Genomic DNA, 17,202 nt, shown 5'->3' on the forward strand with positions numbered 1-17,202 from the left:
TGCCTATTTGCGGGTGACGACCTCGCCCGGTCGCTGGCGTGGTGTGAGGCCATGCATGAACAATTGCTCGAGATAACGCGCCGCGTCCTCGAAGCGCCCCTCGCCATTGCGGCCCTTGCCCAGCACCGCCCGCACCTGCACGTCGAAATCGGCATAGTGCTGCGTGGTCGCCCAGATCGAGAAGATCAGGTGATAGGGGTCCGTGCGCGCCAGGCGCCCCTGGTCCATCCAGCTCAGCAATATCTTGGCCTTTTCATCGACCAGCCCCTTGAGATCGACCTCGATCATTTCGCTGATCCGCGGTGCGCCCTGCAGCATCTCATTGGCAAAGAGCCGGCTCTCCCGTGGATAATCGCGGGCCATTTCCAGCTTGCGCCGGATATAGGAACGGATTTCGGTGAAGGGGTCGCCGTTTTCGTCCATTTCGCGCAGCGGCGCCAGCCAGGTGTCGAGCAGGGCGGCGATCAGGCGGCGATGGATCTCTTCCTTCCTCGGAAAGTAATAGAGCAGGTTGGGCTTGCTCATCCCTGCCACCTCAGCGATCTGGTCGATCGTGGCGCCGCGGAACCCATGCACCGAGAACACTTCCAGCGCCGCTTCGAGGATGATGTCCTGCTTTTCCTTCTGGATGCGGGTCAGCGGACGCGGCCGGGCGGGGGGATGGCTTGAGGCTGCCTTGGCGTCGGCCTTGTGCTGGCGTTTGGCCGTAGCGGGCGCGTGTTCGGCGGCTTTCAGTTTTCTGGGGGCCATTTTCGCCTTGCGGGAATGTGTAGGGATGCTAACATTTTTCCAACTGGTCAAAATTTCCGGGCTTCGGGACGTCCCGTCAAGACCCAAATGACGACCGGACGAAAATCATCGGGAGCGAGAGTTCGTGTCCAATCCATCCACCGTTGCGCCGAACGATCTCAGCGCGTTCTGGATGCCCTTTACGGCAAACCGCCAGTTCAAGAAATCGCCGCGCATGTTCGTGGCCGCCAAGGACATGCACTACACGACCTCCGATGGTCGTCAGGTGCTCGATGGCACGGCAGGCCTGTGGTGCGTCAATGCCGGCCACGCCCGCCCGAAAATCGTCGAGGCCATCGCCAATCAGGCTGCCGAGCTCGACTATGCTCCTGCCTTCCAGATGGGCCATCCCAAGGCCTTCGAGCTGGCCAATCGCCTGGTCGATCTCGCCCCCGAGGGGCTCGATCATGTGCTCTTCACCAATTCCGGCTCTGAATCGGTGGAAACCGCGCTCAAGGTGGCGCTGGCCTATCACCGGGTGAAGGGCGAAGGCTCGCGCACCCGCCTTATCGGTCGCGAGCGCGCCTATCACGGCGTCAATTTCGGCGGCATTTCTGTGGGTGGCATTGTCACCAACCGCAAGATGTTCGGCACGCTGCTGACCGGCGTCGACCACATGCCGCACACCCACAACCTCAAGCAGAACGCTTTTTCGCGCGGCCTGCCCGAGCACGGCGCTGACCTGGCTGACGAGCTCGAACGCATCGTCACCCTGCATGATGCCTCGACCATCGCCGCCGTCATCGTCGAGCCGGTTGCCGGCTCCACCGGGGTGCTCATTCCACCTCCGGGCTATCTCAAGCGCCTGCGCGAGATCACCAAAAAACACGGCATCCTGCTCATTTTCGACGAGGTGATCACCGGCTACGGGCGCTTGGGCACCCCCTTTGGCGCCGACTATTTCGATGTCGTGCCCGACATCATGGTCACCGCCAAGGGCCTGACCAACGGTGTCATCCCCATGGGCGCGGTGATGGTCTCGGCCGAGATCCACGACACCTTCATGCAGGGGCCCGAGCACCTGATCGAGTTCTTCCATGGCTATACCTATTCGGGCAATCCGGTCGCCTCGGCGGCGGGTCTGGCCACGCTCGAAACCTATAAGGAAGAAGGCCTGCTGACCCGCGGCGCCGAATTGGCCAAGGTCTGGGAAGATGCGCTGCATTCCCTCAAGGGCCTGCCCCATGTCATCGACATCCGCAATATCGGCCTGGTCGGCGCCATCGAGCTCGAGCCCATTGCCGGCTCGCCCACCAAGCGCGCCTTCTCGGCCTTCCTCAAGGCCTATGAACAGGGCCTGCTCATCCGCACCACCGGCGACATTATCGCGCTCTCGCCGCCGCTGATCATCTCGGAGAGCCAGATCGGCGAGATCGTCTCCACCCTTTCGGGCATCCTCAAGACACTTGATTAGAATGGAACAAATATTCTATACGATGAAATATAGAATGAACGTTCCCAATCTGGAGGGGAAGCCCTGATGCACGTCATCGAAAACGCCGTTGCCGGCAAGCGCTATGTGTCGTCCTCGACCCGCCGCGTCCCGGTCTTCAATCCGGCCACCGGCGAACAGAGCGCCGAACTGCCGCTCTCGACGCTGGCCGAGCTGAACGCTGCCGTCGAAAGCGCGAAGAAGGCGCAGATCGCCTGGGGCAACACCCCGCCCATGAAGCGGGCCCGCGTCATGTTCAAGTTCAAGGCGCTGCTCGATCAATATGCCGATGATCTCGCCCGCGAGATCTCGCGCGAACACGGCAAGGTGCATGATGACGCCTTGGGCGAAGTGGCCCGCGGCATCGACTGCGTCGATTATGCCTGCGGCATTCCCCAGCTCCTCAAGGGTGAATTCTCCCGCAATGTCGGTCCCAATATCGATTCCTATTCGGACCGCCAGCCGCTCGGCGTCGTCGCCGGCATCACGCCCTTCAACTTCCCGGCCATGGTGCCGATGTGGATGTATCCGGCGGCCATTGCCTGCGGCAACAGCTTCATCCTGAAGCCTTCCGAACGCGATCCTTCCGCCTCCATGCTGGCCTGGAACCTCTTCATGGAAGCCGGGCTCCCCGAGGGCGTGCTCAATGTCGTCCATGGCGACAAGGAAATGGTCGATGGCATTCTCGACCATCCCGACATCAAGGCCGTGTCCTTTGTCGGCTCCACCCCGATCGCCGAATATGTCTATCAGCGCGGCACGCAAGCCGGTAAGCGCATGCAGGCTCTTGGCGGCGCCAAGAACCACATGGTCATCATGCCCGATGCCGATCTCGACCAGGCCGCCGATGCGCTGATGGGCGCTGGCTATGGATCGGCTGGCGAGCGCTGCATGGCCATTTCCGTCGCAGTGCCGGTGGGCAAGGAGACCGCTGATGCGCTGGTCGCCAAGCTGAAGCCGCGGGTTGAGGCCCTCAAGATCGGCCCCGCCACCGACAAGGATGCCGAAATGGGTCCGGTGGTGACGAAGATTCACCGCGACAAGATCCTGGGCTATATCGATTCTGGCGTCGAAGAAGGCGCCGAACTCGTCGTCGATGGCCGCGGCTTCTCGCTGCAAGGCTATGAAAACGGCTATTTTGTCGGTGGCACGCTGTTCGACAATGTCGAGCCCAATATGAAGATCTACAGGGAAGAGATTTTCGGACCGGTTCTGTCCGTGGTGCGCCGCGACAGCTTCAAGGATGCGGTCGATCTCATCCATGGCCATGAATATGCCAATGGCACCGCCATCTTCACCCGCGACGGCGACGCCGCCCGCGAATTTGCCGACAAGATCGAGGTAGGCATGGTGGGCGTCAATGTGCCCATCCCGGTGCCGGTGGCCTATCACTCCTTCGGTGGCTGGAAGCGATCCCTCTTCGGCGATCACTCCATCTACGGGCCCGAAGGCATCCACTTCTATACCAGGCTGAAAACCGTCACCACCCGCTGGCCCGCCGGCATCAAGGGTGGAGCAGAATTTAGCTTTCCCAGCGTGAAGTAGGGACTGATGGTCAGCGTCGCACAAGAATCGCTGACCACCCGCTCCCTCTCCGGCACGGAGAGGGAATATGGCGCTGATACACCATCCTCCCGGCCCCGCCGTTCGCCCCTGCGCGACGGCGGGGTCTTTTCTTTCGGACCTGAACCACGAGTAGCATCATGACCTCTCCCGGCGAAAACCTTCGGATCAATGGCGACCGGCTCTGGGAGAGCCTGATGGAGATGGCGAAAATCGGCCCCGGCGTGGCCGGTGGCAATAATCGCCAGACCCTCACCGATGCCGACAAGGAGGGCCGCGAACTCTTTGCCCGCTGGTGCGAGGAGGCCGGACTGACGCTGGGCGTCGATGAAATGGGCACCATGTTCGCCCGCCGCGAGGGCGAGGACCCCAATCTCGACCCGGTCTATGTCGGCAGCCATCTCGATACCCAGCCTACGGGCGGCAAATATGATGGCGTGCTCGGGGTCCTGGGCGGGCTCGAGCTGGTCCGCACCCTCAACGATCTCGGCATCAAGACCAAGCGTCCCATCGTCGTCACCAACTGGACCAATGAAGAAGGGACCCGCTTCGCCCCGGCCATGCTGGCCTCGGGTGTTTTCGCCGGCATGCATGAGCGCGACTGGGCCTATGACCGGGTCGATGCCGAGGGCAAGCGCTTTGGCGACGAGCTTGAGCGCATTGGCTGGAAGGGCCCGGAAAAGGTCGGCGCGCGCAAGATCCACGCCATGTTCGAACTCCATATCGAACAGGGGCCGATTCTTGAGGCCGAGGGCAAGGATATTGGCGTCGTCACCCATGGCCAGGGCCTGTGGTGGCTCGAGGTGACACTCACCGGCAAGGAAGCCCATACCGGCTCCACCCCGATGAACATGCGCGTCAATGCCGGGCTCGGCATGGCGCGGGTCACCGAGGCGGTGCATCGCATTGCCATGGCGCATCAACCCAATGCCGTCGGCGCCGTGGGTCAGGCCAATGTCTATCCCAATTCGCGCAATGTCATTCCGGGCAAGGCGGTGTTCACCATCGACATCCGCTCGCCCGAACTCGACAAGCTCACCTCCATGCGCACGCAGATCGAAGCCGAGGCGGCAAGAATCGCCGAGGAACTGGGCCTGGGCCTCAAGATTGAGCCGACCGGCCATTTCGACCCCGTCACATTCGACGAAAACTGCGTCAAGGCCGTCCGCGACGCCGCCGAGCGGCTGGGCTATTCCCACCGCAACATTGTCTCGGGTGCAGGGCATGACGCCTGCTGGGTCAACCGGGTCGCGCCAACCGCCATGGTCATGTGTCCCTGCGTCGATGGCCTGAGCCACAACGAGGCCGAAGACATTTCCAAGGAATGGGCGACCGCCGGCGCAGACGTGCTCTTCCACGCGGTGGTCGAGACAGCGGGGATCGTGGAATAGTTTCGGGGATTTGACGCTCGCCGCAGCGCTCCGGAGAAGGCGCGGGCAGGGTGTGACATGTGAACAAGGGAACGCATCATGAGCAAAGTCATCAAGAACGGCACCATCGTCACCGCCGATCTCTCCTACCAAGCCGATGTGAAGATCGAGGGCGATACGATCGTCGAGATCGGCAGGAACCTCTCCGGCGATGAGAAACTGGATGCCACCGGCTGCCTCATCATGCCGGGCGGCATCGACCCGCATACCCATCTCGAAATGCCCTTCATGGGCACCTATTCGGCCGATGACTTTGAAAGCGGCACGCGGGCGGCACTGGCCGGCGGCACCACCATGGTGGTCGATTTCTGCCTGCCCAATCCCGACCAGAGCCTGCTCGAAGCCTTGCAGATGTGGGACAACAAGACCGGCAAGGCCTCGACCGACTATTCCTTCCACATGGCCATCACCTGGTGGGGCGAGCAAGTGTTCAACGAAATGGCCGAGGTGGTCGATCGCGGCATCACCTCGTTCAAGCACTTCATGGCCTATAAGGGCGCGCTGATGGTGAACGACGACGAGATGTTCGCCTCCTTCCAGCGTTGCGCCGCGCTCGGCGCCCTGCCGCTGGTCCATGCCGAAAATGGCGACGTGGTCGCGGCCATGACCGCAAAACTGCTCGCCGAAGGCAATAACGGCCCCGAGGCCCACGCCTATTCCCGGCCCCCGGAAGTCGAGGGCGAAGCCACCAACCGCGCCATCATGCTGGCCGATATGGCCGGGGTGCCGCTTTATGTGGTGCACACCTCTTGCGAGCAGGCGCATGAAGCCATCCGCCGCGCCCGGCAGAAGGGCATGCGCGTCTATGGCGAGCCGCTGATCCAGCATCTGACGCTCGACGAAAGCGAGTATTTCAACCCCGATTGGGACCATGCCGCCCGTCGCGTCATGTCGCCGCCCTTCCGCAACAAGCAGCACCAGGATTCGCTCTGGGCCGGGTTGCAGGCGGGCTCGCTCTCCTGCGTCGCCACCGATCATTGCGCCTTCACCACCGAGCAGAAGCGCTTCGGGGTTGGCAATTTCGCCAAGATCCCCAACGGCACCGGCGGCCTCGAAGACCGCATGCCCGTGCTCTGGACCGCCGGGGTCAATACCGGCCGCCTGACGCCCAACGAGTTCGTTGCCGTCACCTCGACCAATATCGCCAAGATCCTCAATATGTATCCCAAGAAGGGTGCAGTCATGGTCGGCGCCGACGCCGATCTCGTGGTCTGGGACCCCAAGCGGAAAAAGACCATTTCCGCCAAGAGCCAGCAATCGGTCATCGACTACAATGTCTTTGAAGGTTTCGAAGTCACCGGCCTGCCGCGCTTCGTTCTGAGCCGCGGCAAGGTCTCGATTGTCGAGGCGGAGGTGAAGGCCGAGCCGGGCCATGGCAAGTTCGTCGCCCGCGAAGCGAAAAACCCTGTGAACCGGGCCTTGAGCCAGTGGAAGGATATCGTCGCGCCGCGCAAGGTAGAACGCAGCGGTATTCCGGCGACGGGGGTTTGATGAGTTTGGTTCGACTAGTCTTCAAAGCCCCCGGATCGGGCAGAGGTCGCTATCAATTGGCGGGTGAGGGGGCTTTTCTATGAGCGTCGTCTCCGCCACCAATCTCGGCCTCACCTTCCCCACCGGCGATGGTGACGTCGTCGCCCTTTCCGACGTGAATCTCACCATCGAGAAGGGCGATTTCGTCTCCTTCATCGGTCCTTCGGGCTGCGGCAAGACGACGTTCTTGAGGACCATCGCCGATCTCGAAAAGCCCACTTCGGGCACGCTCAGCGTCAATGGCATGAGCCCGGAACAGGCGCGCAAGGCGCGGGCCTATGGCTATGTCTTCCAGGCGGCCGCGCTCTATCCCTGGCGCACGATCGAGAAGAATATCGCCCTGCCGCTCGAAATCATGGGGCACTCTGCCGCAGAGCAGGCTGAGCGCATCCGGCGCACCATGGAGCTGGTCAATCTCTCGGGCTTCGAAAAGAAATATCCCTGGCAGCTCTCGGGGGGCATGCAGCAGCGCGCCTCCATCGCCCGGGCCTTGAGTTTCGACGCCGACCTCCTTCTGATGGACGAGCCCTTCGGCGCCCTCGATGAGATCGTCCGCGATCACCTCAATTCCGAGCTGCTGAAGCTCTGGGATCGCACGCAGAAGACCATCTGCTTCGTCACCCATTCCATTCCCGAGGCGGTCTATCTCTCCACCCGCATCGTGGTCATGTCGCCGCGACCCGGCCGGGTGACCGACATCATCGAGAGCACATTGCCGCGCGAGCGCCCGCTCGATATCCGCGAGACGCCCGAATTCCTGGCCATCGCCGCCCGCGTCCGCGAGGGCCTCAGGGCCGGACATTCCTATGACGAGGGGGCGGTGTGATGGGGGCGGGATCACTCTGTCCTCTCCCGTTTACGGGAGAGGGGGACCACGCGCAGCGTGGTGGAGAGGGGTGCCGCAAGCGCGGTAACGTCAGCGCGGCCGAGGGGATAGTGTTTGTCGCTCCCCCCTCCACCGCCCTTGGGGCGGTCCCCCTCCCCCGCAGGCGGGGGAGGATGGTCAGCCGCTATTTTGGTGGCCGCCCATGACCCGCGTCCTTCCCGTCCTCACCATCCTCCTTGCCATCCTCGCGCTCTGGTATGCCGCCGCAGTCTGGATGAATGCCCCCTGGCAGAACCAGCTCAACACCCGCGCCAAGCTGGAGAACGTGCCCTTTACCGAGTTCGTCGGCCAGACCTGGGGCCAGGACAAGCCGGTGCTCCCCGCGCCCCATCAGGTCTTGGGCGAAATCTGGAACGCCACGGTCGCGATTGACATCAACTCCAAGCGCTCGCTCGCCTATCACGGCTGGATCACCCTGTCGGCCACGCTGCTCGGCTTCGCCTTTGGCACTGTCCTCGGTGTGGGGCTGGCAGTGGCCATCATCCACAATGACGCCTCCGACCGCTCGCTGATGCCCTGGATCATTGCCAGCCAGACTATCCCCATTCTGGCCGTGGCACCCATGGTGGTGGTCGGCCTTGGCGCGGTGGGGCTGACGGGGCTCGTGCCCAAGGCGCTGATTTCGATGTATCTCTCGTTCTTCCCGGTGGTCGTGGGCATGGTCAAGGGCCTGCGCTCGCCCGAGGCCATCCAGCTCGATCTGATGCGCACCTATGACGCCAGTTCCTGGCAGGTCTTCTGGAAATTGCGCTGGCCGGCTGCCATGCCCTTCCTTTTCGCCTCGATGAAGGTGGGCATTGCCATTTCGCTGATCGGCGCCGTGGTGGCTGAGCTTTCCAATGCCTCGGGCGGAGGCTTGGGCGTGCGCCTGCTCACCGGCTCCTATAATGGCCAGACCGTGCAGATCTGGGCCGCCCTGTTCATCGCCGCTGGCTTCGCCGCCATCCTGGTGGCGCTCGTCGGCAGTGCCGAGCGCTTCGTCAATGCGCGGATGGGGGCACGGGCATGAGACGCGACCTCACGAGCCTGCAGCTCTATCTCGCCCTCGTCGCAGCCGGCACCGGTCTCTTTGGTCTGATGTTCAGCATTCCCACGCTCGGCGCCGCGCCGATGCTGTCATGGTTCTTTGGCCTGGCGGCGCTGTCGCTGTTCCGCCTCGCCATGCCGTTCAGCCTCTGGCTCGACGGCCTATTGGCAGCTTTTGGCGCGCTGGCGCTGATTCAGTCGCTGGGCCCGGGCGTGGCCATGCCGCTGCACCACTGGCTGGCACTGTTTTCGGGCTGGGCCTTTGCATGGCTCTTTGTCGAACGGCTTTCGGCCGCCATTCGCAGCGGCCGGCTGCCCGAAACCGGCACCGGCCTCGTCATTCCCGTGGTCTTCGGCCTGGCCCTGCTGGTGGTCTGGGAAGTGGTGACGCGCGGCGCCAATGTGCCGCCCGTGCTGCTACCCCCGCCTTCGGCCATCTGGGCGCGGCTGACCGCCGAAGTGCCCACGCTCTGGGCCGATTTCGTCCAGACCTTCATCAAGTCCGTGCTGCCCGGCTACGCCATTGGCTGCCTCGCCGGATTGCTGGTCGCCATCGCTGTCGATCGCTCGCCTTTCCTCAAGGCCGGGGTCATGCCCATCGGCAATTTCATGTCGGCGCTGCCCATCATTGGCATCGCCCCGATCATGGTCATGTGGTTCGGTTTCGACTGGCAATCCAAGGCCGCGGTCGTTGTCGCCATGACCTTCTTTCCCATGCTGGTCAACACGGTCGCCGGGCTCAATGCCGCCTCGGCCATCGAGCGCGACCTCATGCACACCTATGCTGCCTCCTACTGGCAAACCCTTATGAAGCTCAGGCTTCCCGCTGCGGGCCCCTTCATATTCAACGCCCTCAAGATCAACTCGACTCTGGCCTTGATCGGCGCAATCGTAGCGGAATTCTTCGGGACGCCCATTGTGGGAATGGGCTTCCGGATTTCGACCGGGGTGGGGCGTCTCGCCATCGACCTGGTCTGGGCGGAGATCGCTGTTGCGGCGGTCGCGGGGTCCGCCTTCTACGGGGTGATCGCCCTCATCGAGAGGGGCGTCACCTTCTGGCATCCGTCCGTCCGCGGTGGACGGTCGTAACAGGGAACAAGGGAACGAACATGAACAAGCTTATCACCGGTATGCTGGCTGGCGCGCTGGCGCTTTCCGCTGCCCCCGCCGCTTTGGCGGCCGATGCGCTGACGCTGCAACTGAAATGGGTCACCCAGGCGCAGTTCGCCGGCTATCTCGTCGCCGAATCCAAGGGCTTTTATGACGAGGAAGACCTGGACGTCACCATTCTGCCCGGCGGCCCCAACATCGCCCCCGAACAGGTCATTGCCGGCGGCGGCGCCGACATCATCGTCACCTGGATGGCGGCGGGCATGGCGGCCCGCGAAAGCGGCGTGCCATTGGTCAACATCGCCCAGCCCTTCAAGCGCTCGGGCCTGATGATGATCTGCCCCACCGAAACCGGCATTACCTCTCCGGCCGATTTCCCCGGCCATACGCTGGGCGTTTGGTTCTTCGGCAATGAATACCCCTTCTTTGCCTGGATGAACAAGGAAGGCATCCCCACCGATGGCTCGGCAGGCGGCGTCACGGTCCTCCAGCAGAGCTTTGATATCCAGCCCATGATCCAGGGCCAGGCCGACTGCATCTCGGTCATGACCTATAACGAATATGGCCAGGCGCTCGATGCCGGCTACGGCCCGGATAACCTCACCATCTTCAACTATACCGACATGGGCAACGACCTCCTGGAGGACGGCCTCTATGTCATGGAAGACAGCCTCGACGATCCTGCCAAGGTCGACGCCTATACCCGCTTCGTGAAGGCCTCGATGAAGGGCTGGCAATATGCTCTCGAGAACCCCGAGGAAGCCGCCCAGATCGTCGTCGACATGGATGATACCGGCGCCGCCGAATATGACCACCAGCTCTATATGGTGGGCGAGGTCTCCAAGCTGGTCGATGCCGCCGATCCGGCGCTGAACATGGAAACCTATGACCGCACCGTGAAGGCCCTGCTCGACCAGTCGATCATCAAGGCCACCCCGGAAGGCGCCTACACCACCGTCGTTACCGACGCGCTGAAGTAAGCGCCGTTCACTGACCGAATTGGAGCGGGCGGGGAGCGATCCCCGCCTGTTTCGTTCTCGGAGCACTTGCGCGGTCTCGCAGCGCCTACGGAACAAAATCCCCGCCCTCACAGTTGATTGACCACTCGCGTCAACCAACAAGAGGGTCACCCCATGAACTCCATCATCTACCTTGTCGGCCTCGTGGTCATCGTCATGGCCATTCTTTCCTTCATCGGCCTCGCTTGAGCCGCCAAGGGAGGAAGAACCCCATGAGCATGGACACCCCGGCGGGCATCGCCGTCGTCGAAACCACCACCAGCGCCTCTGCCGTTGAGGCCAGCTATGTCGATTGGCCGGCCATCTTCGCCGGCATTGTCTTCGCCTCGGCCATTTCCCTTGTGCTGATCAGCTTCGGCTCGGCCATTGGCCTCAACTTTGTCGATTTCAACGCCCGCGAGGGCGCCCCGGCCATCCTGATCGGCATCGGCGCCGCCAGCTGGTTTCTCTGGGTACAGATTTCGAGCTTCATGGCCGGCGGCTATCTTACCGGCCGGTTGCGTCGCCGCAATTTCGACGCCACCGAGGATGAGAGCGATATGCGCGACGGCGCCCACGGTCTTCTGGTCTGGGGCGGCGCCATGATCGTCGGAGCCGTTCTGGCGCTGAGCGGCATTGGTGCAGCGGCCAACATGGCCGGCAATGCGGCGGCCACCGCGACCGTGGCTGCGTCCAATGTGGCCGAAGGCGAGGCGGACCTTGCCGACCCCAACGCCTATTTCGTCGATACCCTGTTCCGCAGCCAGACCCCGGCCGCCGATACCGGCATTGCCCGCGATGAAGCCAGCCGCATCTTTGCCCAGGCGGCGTTGGGTGACGGCACCGTGCCCGACGCCGACCGCACCTATCTCGCCAGCCTCGTCTCCGCCAATACGGGCCTGCCGCCCGAAGAGGCCCAGGCCCGTGTGGACCAGGTGATCGCCAATGTCGAAACGGCCCGTCAGCAGGCAGTCGAGGCGGCCCGCATCGCCCGCAACACGGCCATCATTGCGGCCTTCCTGCTCGCGGCTTCCTCGCTGGTCTCGGCCATCGGCGCCTATTGGGCGGCCCAGAAGGGCGGCAATCACCGCGACAACAACACCGTCTTTGCCGACGTCTTCCGTCGGTTCTAGTCGAGCAGAAGAAGGAGAAAAGCGATGTTCAAAGGACTAGCACTTTGGCTGCTCGGCGTGCCGATCTGGCTGATCATCATCATCTTTCTGGTCACCTGACCGGATGCAGAAAGGCGGGGAGCGATCCCCGCCTTTTTTCTTGATGCCGCCCCAGCCGGACCGATTGCGCCCCGCCCGGGCTTGCCCGGAGGCCGGGATCGCCCTAGCTCTGGGATGATTGCCACCCAGAGCCACGACATGTCCCACACCCTTGCCGATTTTGCCGCCAACCGCCTCGATGGCACACCGCAGGCCCTGTCCGACTATGCCGGCAAGGTCGTGCTCATCGTCAATGTCGCCAGCCAATGTGGCTCCACGCCGCAATATGAGGGGCTCGAGGCGCTCTACCGGCAATTCCGGGACCAGGGTCTGGTCGTTCTCGGCTTCCCCTGCAACCAGTTCGGTGAGCAGGAGCCAGGCAGTTCGGAGGAGATTGCCCGCTTCTGCGCGGTCAATTTCGGCGTCAGCTTCCCCCTGTTCGAGCGGATCGAGGTCAATGGCGAGGGCACCCATCCGCTCTATGCCTGGCTCAAAGCCTCTGCGCCCGGCCTGTTGGGTAGCGAGGCCATCAAGTGGAACTTCACCAAGTTCCTGCTCGACCGCAATGGGCGCGTGGTCGAGCGCTTCGCCTCCACCACCGAACCGGCCGAGATCGCCCCAGCCATCGCAAGGCTGTTGTAGCAATCCGGACACAGCTCCCAATCACATTCCTTCCGGCCCGGAACGCTTTGCCAATCCGCCCGTTCGTTGGGCAAGGGGCGGAACAAGAGATCGCCGGCCCCGGCGAATCTCCCCTTGCACGAGGCGGCCTTCTGGCCGCAGCACGAAAGGAATGACAAAAATGAAGAAGACCCTTCTGGCCTCCGTGGCCCTGATTTCGCTTGGCCTGAGCGTCCCGGCATTTGCCCAGGACGCCGGTGTCGTCAACTCTGAAGCTGGCGCCACCATCGGCGCAACCGGTGGTGCCGCGGGCGGCGCAACGCTTGGCTTCCTCGCCGGCGGTCCCATTGGCGCCGTCATTGGTGGCTTTGCCGGTGCCGTGATCGGCGCCGAAGCCGGCATCGAGACCTCCACCATCGAATATGCCGGCAATCACCCGGTCGAGCCGATCATGATCGAGGGCTCGCTTGATGTCGGTGCTGCGGTCCCGAGCGGCGTCACCATCTACCCGGTCGAGAACGATCCCGCCCATGGCTATTTCTACGCCAATGGCCGCGTCTGGATCGTGGACCTGTCCAACAACACTCTGGTCTATTCGCCCGGCTATGTGGTGAGCCAGTCGGCCGCCGACTTTGCCGTGGCCAACCCGGTTGACCCGATCAATGCCGAAGGTGACGTTGTGGTCGGCTATGTGCTGCCGCAGGATGTCACCGTCCATGAGATCCCGGACAGCACCACCTACGGCTATGTCTATGTCGATGGCCGCCCGGCACTGGTGGAAAGCTCCTCCCGCACGGTCATCTGGGTCAAGTAATCCCTCGATCCGTTATGGCAGGCCGCCCGGACCCCGCGTCCGGGCGGCTTTGCTTTGCGCGGACAATGCTTTAGATTTCGCGCCACAAGCTGGTGGAGGCGGGGGGCAATGGCCGACATTCTCGATTATTGCGCGGATCTGGGCGAAGTGCGGTTCAAGTCCGGCCAGGTCATGCTCCCCGAGGGCGAGCGACTGGGCAAGCTCCTGGTGCTGATCGAGGGGCAGGTCGAAGTCATCCGCGAGCGCACCCAGGTCACCCATGTCGACGAACCCGGCTCGATCTTTGGCGAAATGGCGGTGCTGCTCGACATGCCGCATTCCGCCACGGTCAAGGCGCTGTCGGCGGTGCGTGCCTACGAAATCCCCGATGCTTTGACCTTTCTCGACGGGCATCCGGAAATGAGCCTGCATATCGCCACCATGCTGGCGCGGCGGCTCTACTACACCACCTCCTACCTGGTGGATCTGCAGCAGCAGGCGGCCGGCAAGCGGCAGGACCTCGACCTGGTCGACGAAATCCTGGCCAGCCTCGTTGATCCGGCCGAAACCGGCAAGAAGCGCAAGTGAGCGGCAAGCCCACCATCACCATCGCCTATTGCACCCAGTGCAACTGGCTGCTGCGCTCGGGTTGGATGGCGCAGGAATTGCTGTCCACCTTCTCGCTCGAGCTGGGGCAGGTAACCCTCATCCCCGGCACTGGCGGCATCTTCGAGATCCATCTCGATGGGGACCTCATCTGGGAGCGCAAGCGCGATGGCGGCTTTCCCGATATCCGCGTGCTCAAGCAGATGGTGCGCGACCGCATCGATCCCGACCGAGACCTTGGCCATGTCGATCGGGTGGCTCCGGCGCAGTAAACGCTTTCCAATTTGCGGTGGTGCGCTAGTCTTGCCTGCGTGAGTCACCCAGGGAGGCCAGCGTCATGGCACACAAGTTCAATATCACTGCCGCCGCCAACGATCAGTTCAAGTTCGACTTCTCCTACAATTCCGAGAAGATCTTCTGGTCGGAAAACTACAAGCAGAAGGCCAGTGCCAAAAATGGCATCGAGTCGGTGAAGAAGAACGCGCCGGGCGCGGCCACCGTCGATCTTTCCAAGGGCGAGGAAGGCTCGGGCTATCGCTTCGAAATCGTCGAGTCCAAGGATGGCCAGCATTTCGTGCGCTTCGTGTCGTCCAATGGCGAGACCATGGCCCGCACCGAAACCTATGCCTCCAAGGCCTCCGCCAAGAACGCCATCGACTCGCTGAAAAAGAACGGTCCGGACGCCGAAGTGGTTGAAGCCTAACGCTTCGCCATTCCCAAGAGCGGGGGCCATGGTCTAGTCTCCCGGGCGAATTCGTTCCGGGAGACGTCGACAATGATCTTAAGAACCGCCCTGCTCGCCACCGCCGCCCTGGCCCTGGCTGCCATGCCCGTGTCCGCCCAGGACCTGCCAGATCTGGGCGGTCGCACCATTCACGCCGTTACCGAGAACGCCTATTACCCGCTCAATTTCGCGGGCCCGGACGGCAACGGCATCGGCCTTGAATATGATGTCATCAATGAAGCCGCGCGGCGTCTCAACGCCACGGTCGAATGGGATTTGACCGCCTGGGACGTGATGATCGAAAGCGTTCGGACCGGCCAGTTCGATATCGGTGCTGACGGCATCACCATCACCGCGGAGCGCGAGGAGCAGATCGACTTCACCGAGCCCTTCATCACGGTCGAACAATATTTCCTCGTCCGCGCCGACGAAGAGCGCATCACCGGTCCGGAAAGCTTTGCCGAAAAAACCGACCTGCTGTTCGGCGCCCAGGCCGGCACCTCGTCCTTCTATACCGCCATCTATGATGTTCTCGACGGCGACGAGGCCAATCCGCGCGTCAAGACCTTCGACAGCTTCGGCGCGGCCGTGCAGGCGGTGAAGGCCGGTGACGTCGATGCGGTGATCGCCGATCAGGCCGCGTCCGCGGGCTATATCGGCGCCGATCCCGGAGCCTTCAAGCAGGCCGGCGCGGCCATCAAGTCCGATCCCTTCGGTTTCATCCTGACCCCCGGCTCCGACCTCGTCGAACCTTTCAACGCCGCCCTCGCGCAGATGAAGGCCGATGGCTGGCTCGACGAGCGCATCAACTACTGGTTCTTCGAATACGCGGCTGAGTAAGACCGGCGCAAGGCAGCCGGCCCCAAGGCTCCTGCCCGCCCTCCCCCTTGAGGGGAGGGTAGCGCAGCCTGGCTGCAAGCCTTAGCGAAGCTGGGGTGGGGGTGTCGGTCGTTTGGCGCCGTCCGAATGCGCTCCATCACCCCCACCCTCATTCCCTCCCCTCAAGGGGGAGGGAGGCGCAAGACCCGCCTGATCGGTTGTACCCGTCGCCCATGATCTGCCGCCCATGACCTATCGCCCCCGCCGCCCCTCCGTCCTTGCCCGCATGCCATGGTGGCTGCTGGCCATCGGCCTGCTCTTCGTGCTGGGGCTCTGGGCGATCACCAGCAACCAGACCTATGCCACCATCTTCCGCACCCTTTCGGGCGGTGTCGTCACCACGCTCTGGGTAACCATTCTCGCCTTCGTGTCGGCGACTGTGCTGGGCCTGCTGATCGCCCTGGCCCGCACCTCGGGCAATCGGGTCCTGCGCGAGATCGCGACCTTCTATGTCGAGATCATCCGCGGCGTGCCGATCCTGGTCTTTCTCTTCTACATCGCCTTCGTTGCGGCCCCGGCAATGGTCGCCGGCTTCAACTGGGCGCTCGCCCCTTTGATCGACTGGGGCTGGATTGCCCCCGCCACCGTGCGCGGCTTCGACTTCGTCTGGCGAGCGATCTTCGCGTTAACCATTTGCTATTCCGCCTTCATCGCCGAAATCTTCCGCGCCGGCATCGAGGCGGTGGGGCGCGGGCAGATCGAGGCCGCCCGCTCGCTGGGCCTCGGCCGCTGGCACTGCTTCCGCCTCGTCATCTTTCCCCAGGCCCTGCGCACCATATTGCCCCCGCTCGGCAATGATTTCGTCTCCATGGTCAAGGACTCGGCGCTGGTCTCGGCTCTGGGCGTGCAGGACATCACCCAATTGGGCAAGCTCTCCGCCTCCTCGAGCTTCCTGTTCTTCGAAACCTACAATGTCGTTGCCTTCCTCTACCTGACCATGACCATCTCGCTCTCACTCCTGGTGCGCTGGCTGGAGCGGGTCATGGATGGGCGGGCCGGCCGTTAGGTCCCGGCCCGGCTTGCAGCCCGCAATTGGGCTCCCCATGTTAGGCCGGCACCCTTGGAGGACCCCATGCATCCCATCGCCCGCCTTGCCGTCGTCGCCGTCGCAGCGCTCTCCCTGGCCGCCTGCGGCAATCGCAACGAAGTAGGCAATGTCGGGGTCGATTGGACCGGCAATGACATTTCCATCGAGGCGGTGGCCGACCCGGACGTCGATGGGGTCGTGTGTCATCTGGCCTTCTTCAACCGCTCCTTCATCGACAGGCTGAGCCAGGGCAACTGGTTCGAGGACCCGTCCTATTCGGCGCTTGACTGCTCGGCCATCGGCCCGATCACCGTGGGTGACATCGCAACCCGCGCCGGGGGCGAGGAAATCTTCCAGCAGGGCCGTTCGCTCATCTGGAAGTCGCTGCGCGTCACCCGCATCTATGACGCGGCCAACAATTCACTGATCTATCTCGCCCATGCCCGCCAGATCCAGCAGGGCTCGGGCAAAATGAGCCTGTCGGTCGTGCCGCTCAACGGCCTTGATGTCACCTGGACCAATGGCGCGCCTGCGGCCCAGCCCATGGAAGGCTCGGTGATGGTGCAATAACTGCCCG

General features: G+C 63.1%; 18 protein-coding genes. 17 read left to right on the forward strand and 1 reads right to left on the reverse strand.

Translation table 11 applies throughout. From position 1 onward, the window contains the following. Nucleotides 1-3: 3 nt before the first annotated feature. A complete protein-coding gene (locus tag K1X15_RS00245) occupies nt 4-750 on the reverse strand; it encodes a TetR family transcriptional regulator C-terminal domain-containing protein (RefSeq protein WP_220305540.1) in 747 nt (248 codons plus the stop codon). 124 nt (nt 751-874) lie between these two features. Here K1X15_RS00245 and aptA point away from each other — a divergent pair, with 124 nt between their 5' ends. The 17 genes from aptA to K1X15_RS00330 all read left to right on the forward strand — a co-directional run bounded on the left by aptA (nt 875) and on the right by K1X15_RS00330 (nt 17,195). Continuing rightward, nucleotides 875-2,203 carry an omega-aminotransferase AptA gene (gene aptA / locus K1X15_RS00250; RefSeq protein WP_476700509.1) on the forward strand — a complete coding sequence of 443 codons (1,329 nt, stop codon included), beginning with the start codon at nt 875-877 and terminating at the stop codon, nt 2,201-2,203. A gap of 66 nt (nt 2,204-2,269) precedes the next feature. After that, nucleotides 2,270-3,766, forward strand: a complete 1,497-nt coding sequence (locus tag K1X15_RS00255) for a CoA-acylating methylmalonate-semialdehyde dehydrogenase (RefSeq protein ID WP_220305541.1) — start codon at nt 2,270-2,272, stop codon at nt 3,764-3,766. 158 nt (nt 3,767-3,924) lie between these two features. Next, nucleotides 3,925-5,175 (forward strand): Zn-dependent hydrolase, encoded by a 1,251-nt coding sequence (locus K1X15_RS00260; protein WP_220305542.1) that lies wholly within the window; start codon nt 3,925-3,927, stop codon nt 5,173-5,175. A 78-nt stretch (nt 5,176-5,253) separates the two neighbouring features. Further along, on the forward strand, nt 5,254-6,705 hold the full coding sequence (gene hydA / locus K1X15_RS00265; protein ID WP_220305543.1) for a dihydropyrimidinase: 1,452 nt from the start codon (nt 5,254-5,256) through the stop codon (nt 6,703-6,705). Between the two features lie 79 nt (nt 6,706-6,784). Beyond that, on the forward strand, nt 6,785-7,570 hold the full coding sequence (locus K1X15_RS00270; protein ID WP_220305544.1) for an ABC transporter ATP-binding protein: 786 nt from the start codon (nt 6,785-6,787) through the stop codon (nt 7,568-7,570). 202 nt (nt 7,571-7,772) lie between these two features. After that, nucleotides 7,773-8,639 carry an ABC transporter permease gene (locus K1X15_RS00275; protein ID WP_220305545.1) on the forward strand — a complete coding sequence of 289 codons (867 nt, stop codon included), beginning with the start codon at nt 7,773-7,775 and terminating at the stop codon, nt 8,637-8,639. Further along, nucleotides 8,636-9,745, forward strand: a complete 1,110-nt coding sequence (locus K1X15_RS00280; RefSeq protein WP_420828356.1) for an ABC transporter permease — start codon at nt 8,636-8,638, stop codon at nt 9,743-9,745. The genes K1X15_RS00275 and K1X15_RS00280 overlap by 4 nt, the downstream gene beginning before the upstream one ends. 20 nt (nt 9,746-9,765) lie before the next feature. Continuing rightward, nucleotides 9,766-10,746 (forward strand): ABC transporter substrate-binding protein, encoded by a 981-nt coding sequence (locus tag K1X15_RS00285; RefSeq protein WP_220305546.1) that lies wholly within the window; start codon nt 9,766-9,768, stop codon nt 10,744-10,746. A 251-nt stretch (nt 10,747-10,997) separates the two neighbouring features. Beyond that, nucleotides 10,998-11,897 (forward strand): TerB family tellurite resistance protein, encoded by a 900-nt coding sequence (locus K1X15_RS00290; RefSeq protein ID WP_220305547.1) that lies wholly within the window; start codon nt 10,998-11,000, stop codon nt 11,895-11,897. A gap of 237 nt (nt 11,898-12,134) precedes the next feature. Then, the gene (locus K1X15_RS00295) at nt 12,135-12,617 is read left to right on the forward strand and encodes a glutathione peroxidase (RefSeq protein ID WP_220305548.1); all 483 of its coding nucleotides are present in this window, start codon (nt 12,135-12,137) and stop codon (nt 12,615-12,617) included. 160 nt (nt 12,618-12,777) lie between these two features. Continuing rightward, nucleotides 12,778-13,410, forward strand: a complete 633-nt coding sequence (locus tag K1X15_RS00300) for a DUF1236 domain-containing protein (RefSeq protein ID WP_220305549.1) — start codon at nt 12,778-12,780, stop codon at nt 13,408-13,410. A gap of 108 nt (nt 13,411-13,518) precedes the next feature. Beyond that, nucleotides 13,519-13,977, forward strand: a complete 459-nt coding sequence (locus tag K1X15_RS00305) for a Crp/Fnr family transcriptional regulator (RefSeq protein WP_220305550.1) — start codon at nt 13,519-13,521, stop codon at nt 13,975-13,977. After that, nucleotides 13,974-14,267 (forward strand): Rdx family protein, encoded by a 294-nt coding sequence (locus K1X15_RS00310; RefSeq protein ID WP_220305551.1) that lies wholly within the window; start codon nt 13,974-13,976, stop codon nt 14,265-14,267. The genes K1X15_RS00305 and K1X15_RS00310 overlap by 4 nt, the downstream gene beginning before the upstream one ends. Before the next feature lie 65 nt (nt 14,268-14,332). Continuing rightward, nucleotides 14,333-14,698 carry a YegP family protein gene (locus K1X15_RS21545; RefSeq protein ID WP_220305552.1) on the forward strand — a complete coding sequence of 122 codons (366 nt, stop codon included), beginning with the start codon at nt 14,333-14,335 and terminating at the stop codon, nt 14,696-14,698. Nucleotides 14,699-14,770: 72 nt separating this feature from the next. Beyond that, complete coding sequence (locus tag K1X15_RS00320) at nt 14,771-15,559, forward strand: substrate-binding periplasmic protein (RefSeq protein WP_220305553.1); 789 nt, start codon at nt 14,771-14,773, stop codon at nt 15,557-15,559. Nucleotides 15,560-15,785: 226 nt separating this feature from the next. Further along, a complete protein-coding gene (locus K1X15_RS00325; RefSeq protein ID WP_220305554.1) occupies nt 15,786-16,604 on the forward strand; it encodes an amino acid ABC transporter permease in 819 nt (272 codons plus the stop codon). Between the two features lie 66 nt (nt 16,605-16,670). Further along, the gene (locus K1X15_RS00330; RefSeq protein WP_220305555.1) at nt 16,671-17,195 is read left to right on the forward strand and encodes a CreA family protein; all 525 of its coding nucleotides are present in this window, start codon (nt 16,671-16,673) and stop codon (nt 17,193-17,195) included. The last annotated feature ends 7 nt before the right edge of the window (nt 17,196-17,202 follow it).

Origin of the sequence: Devosia salina (assembly GCF_019504385.1) — a bacterium.
Lineage (GTDB): Bacteria > Pseudomonadota > Alphaproteobacteria > Rhizobiales > Devosiaceae > Devosia > Devosia salina.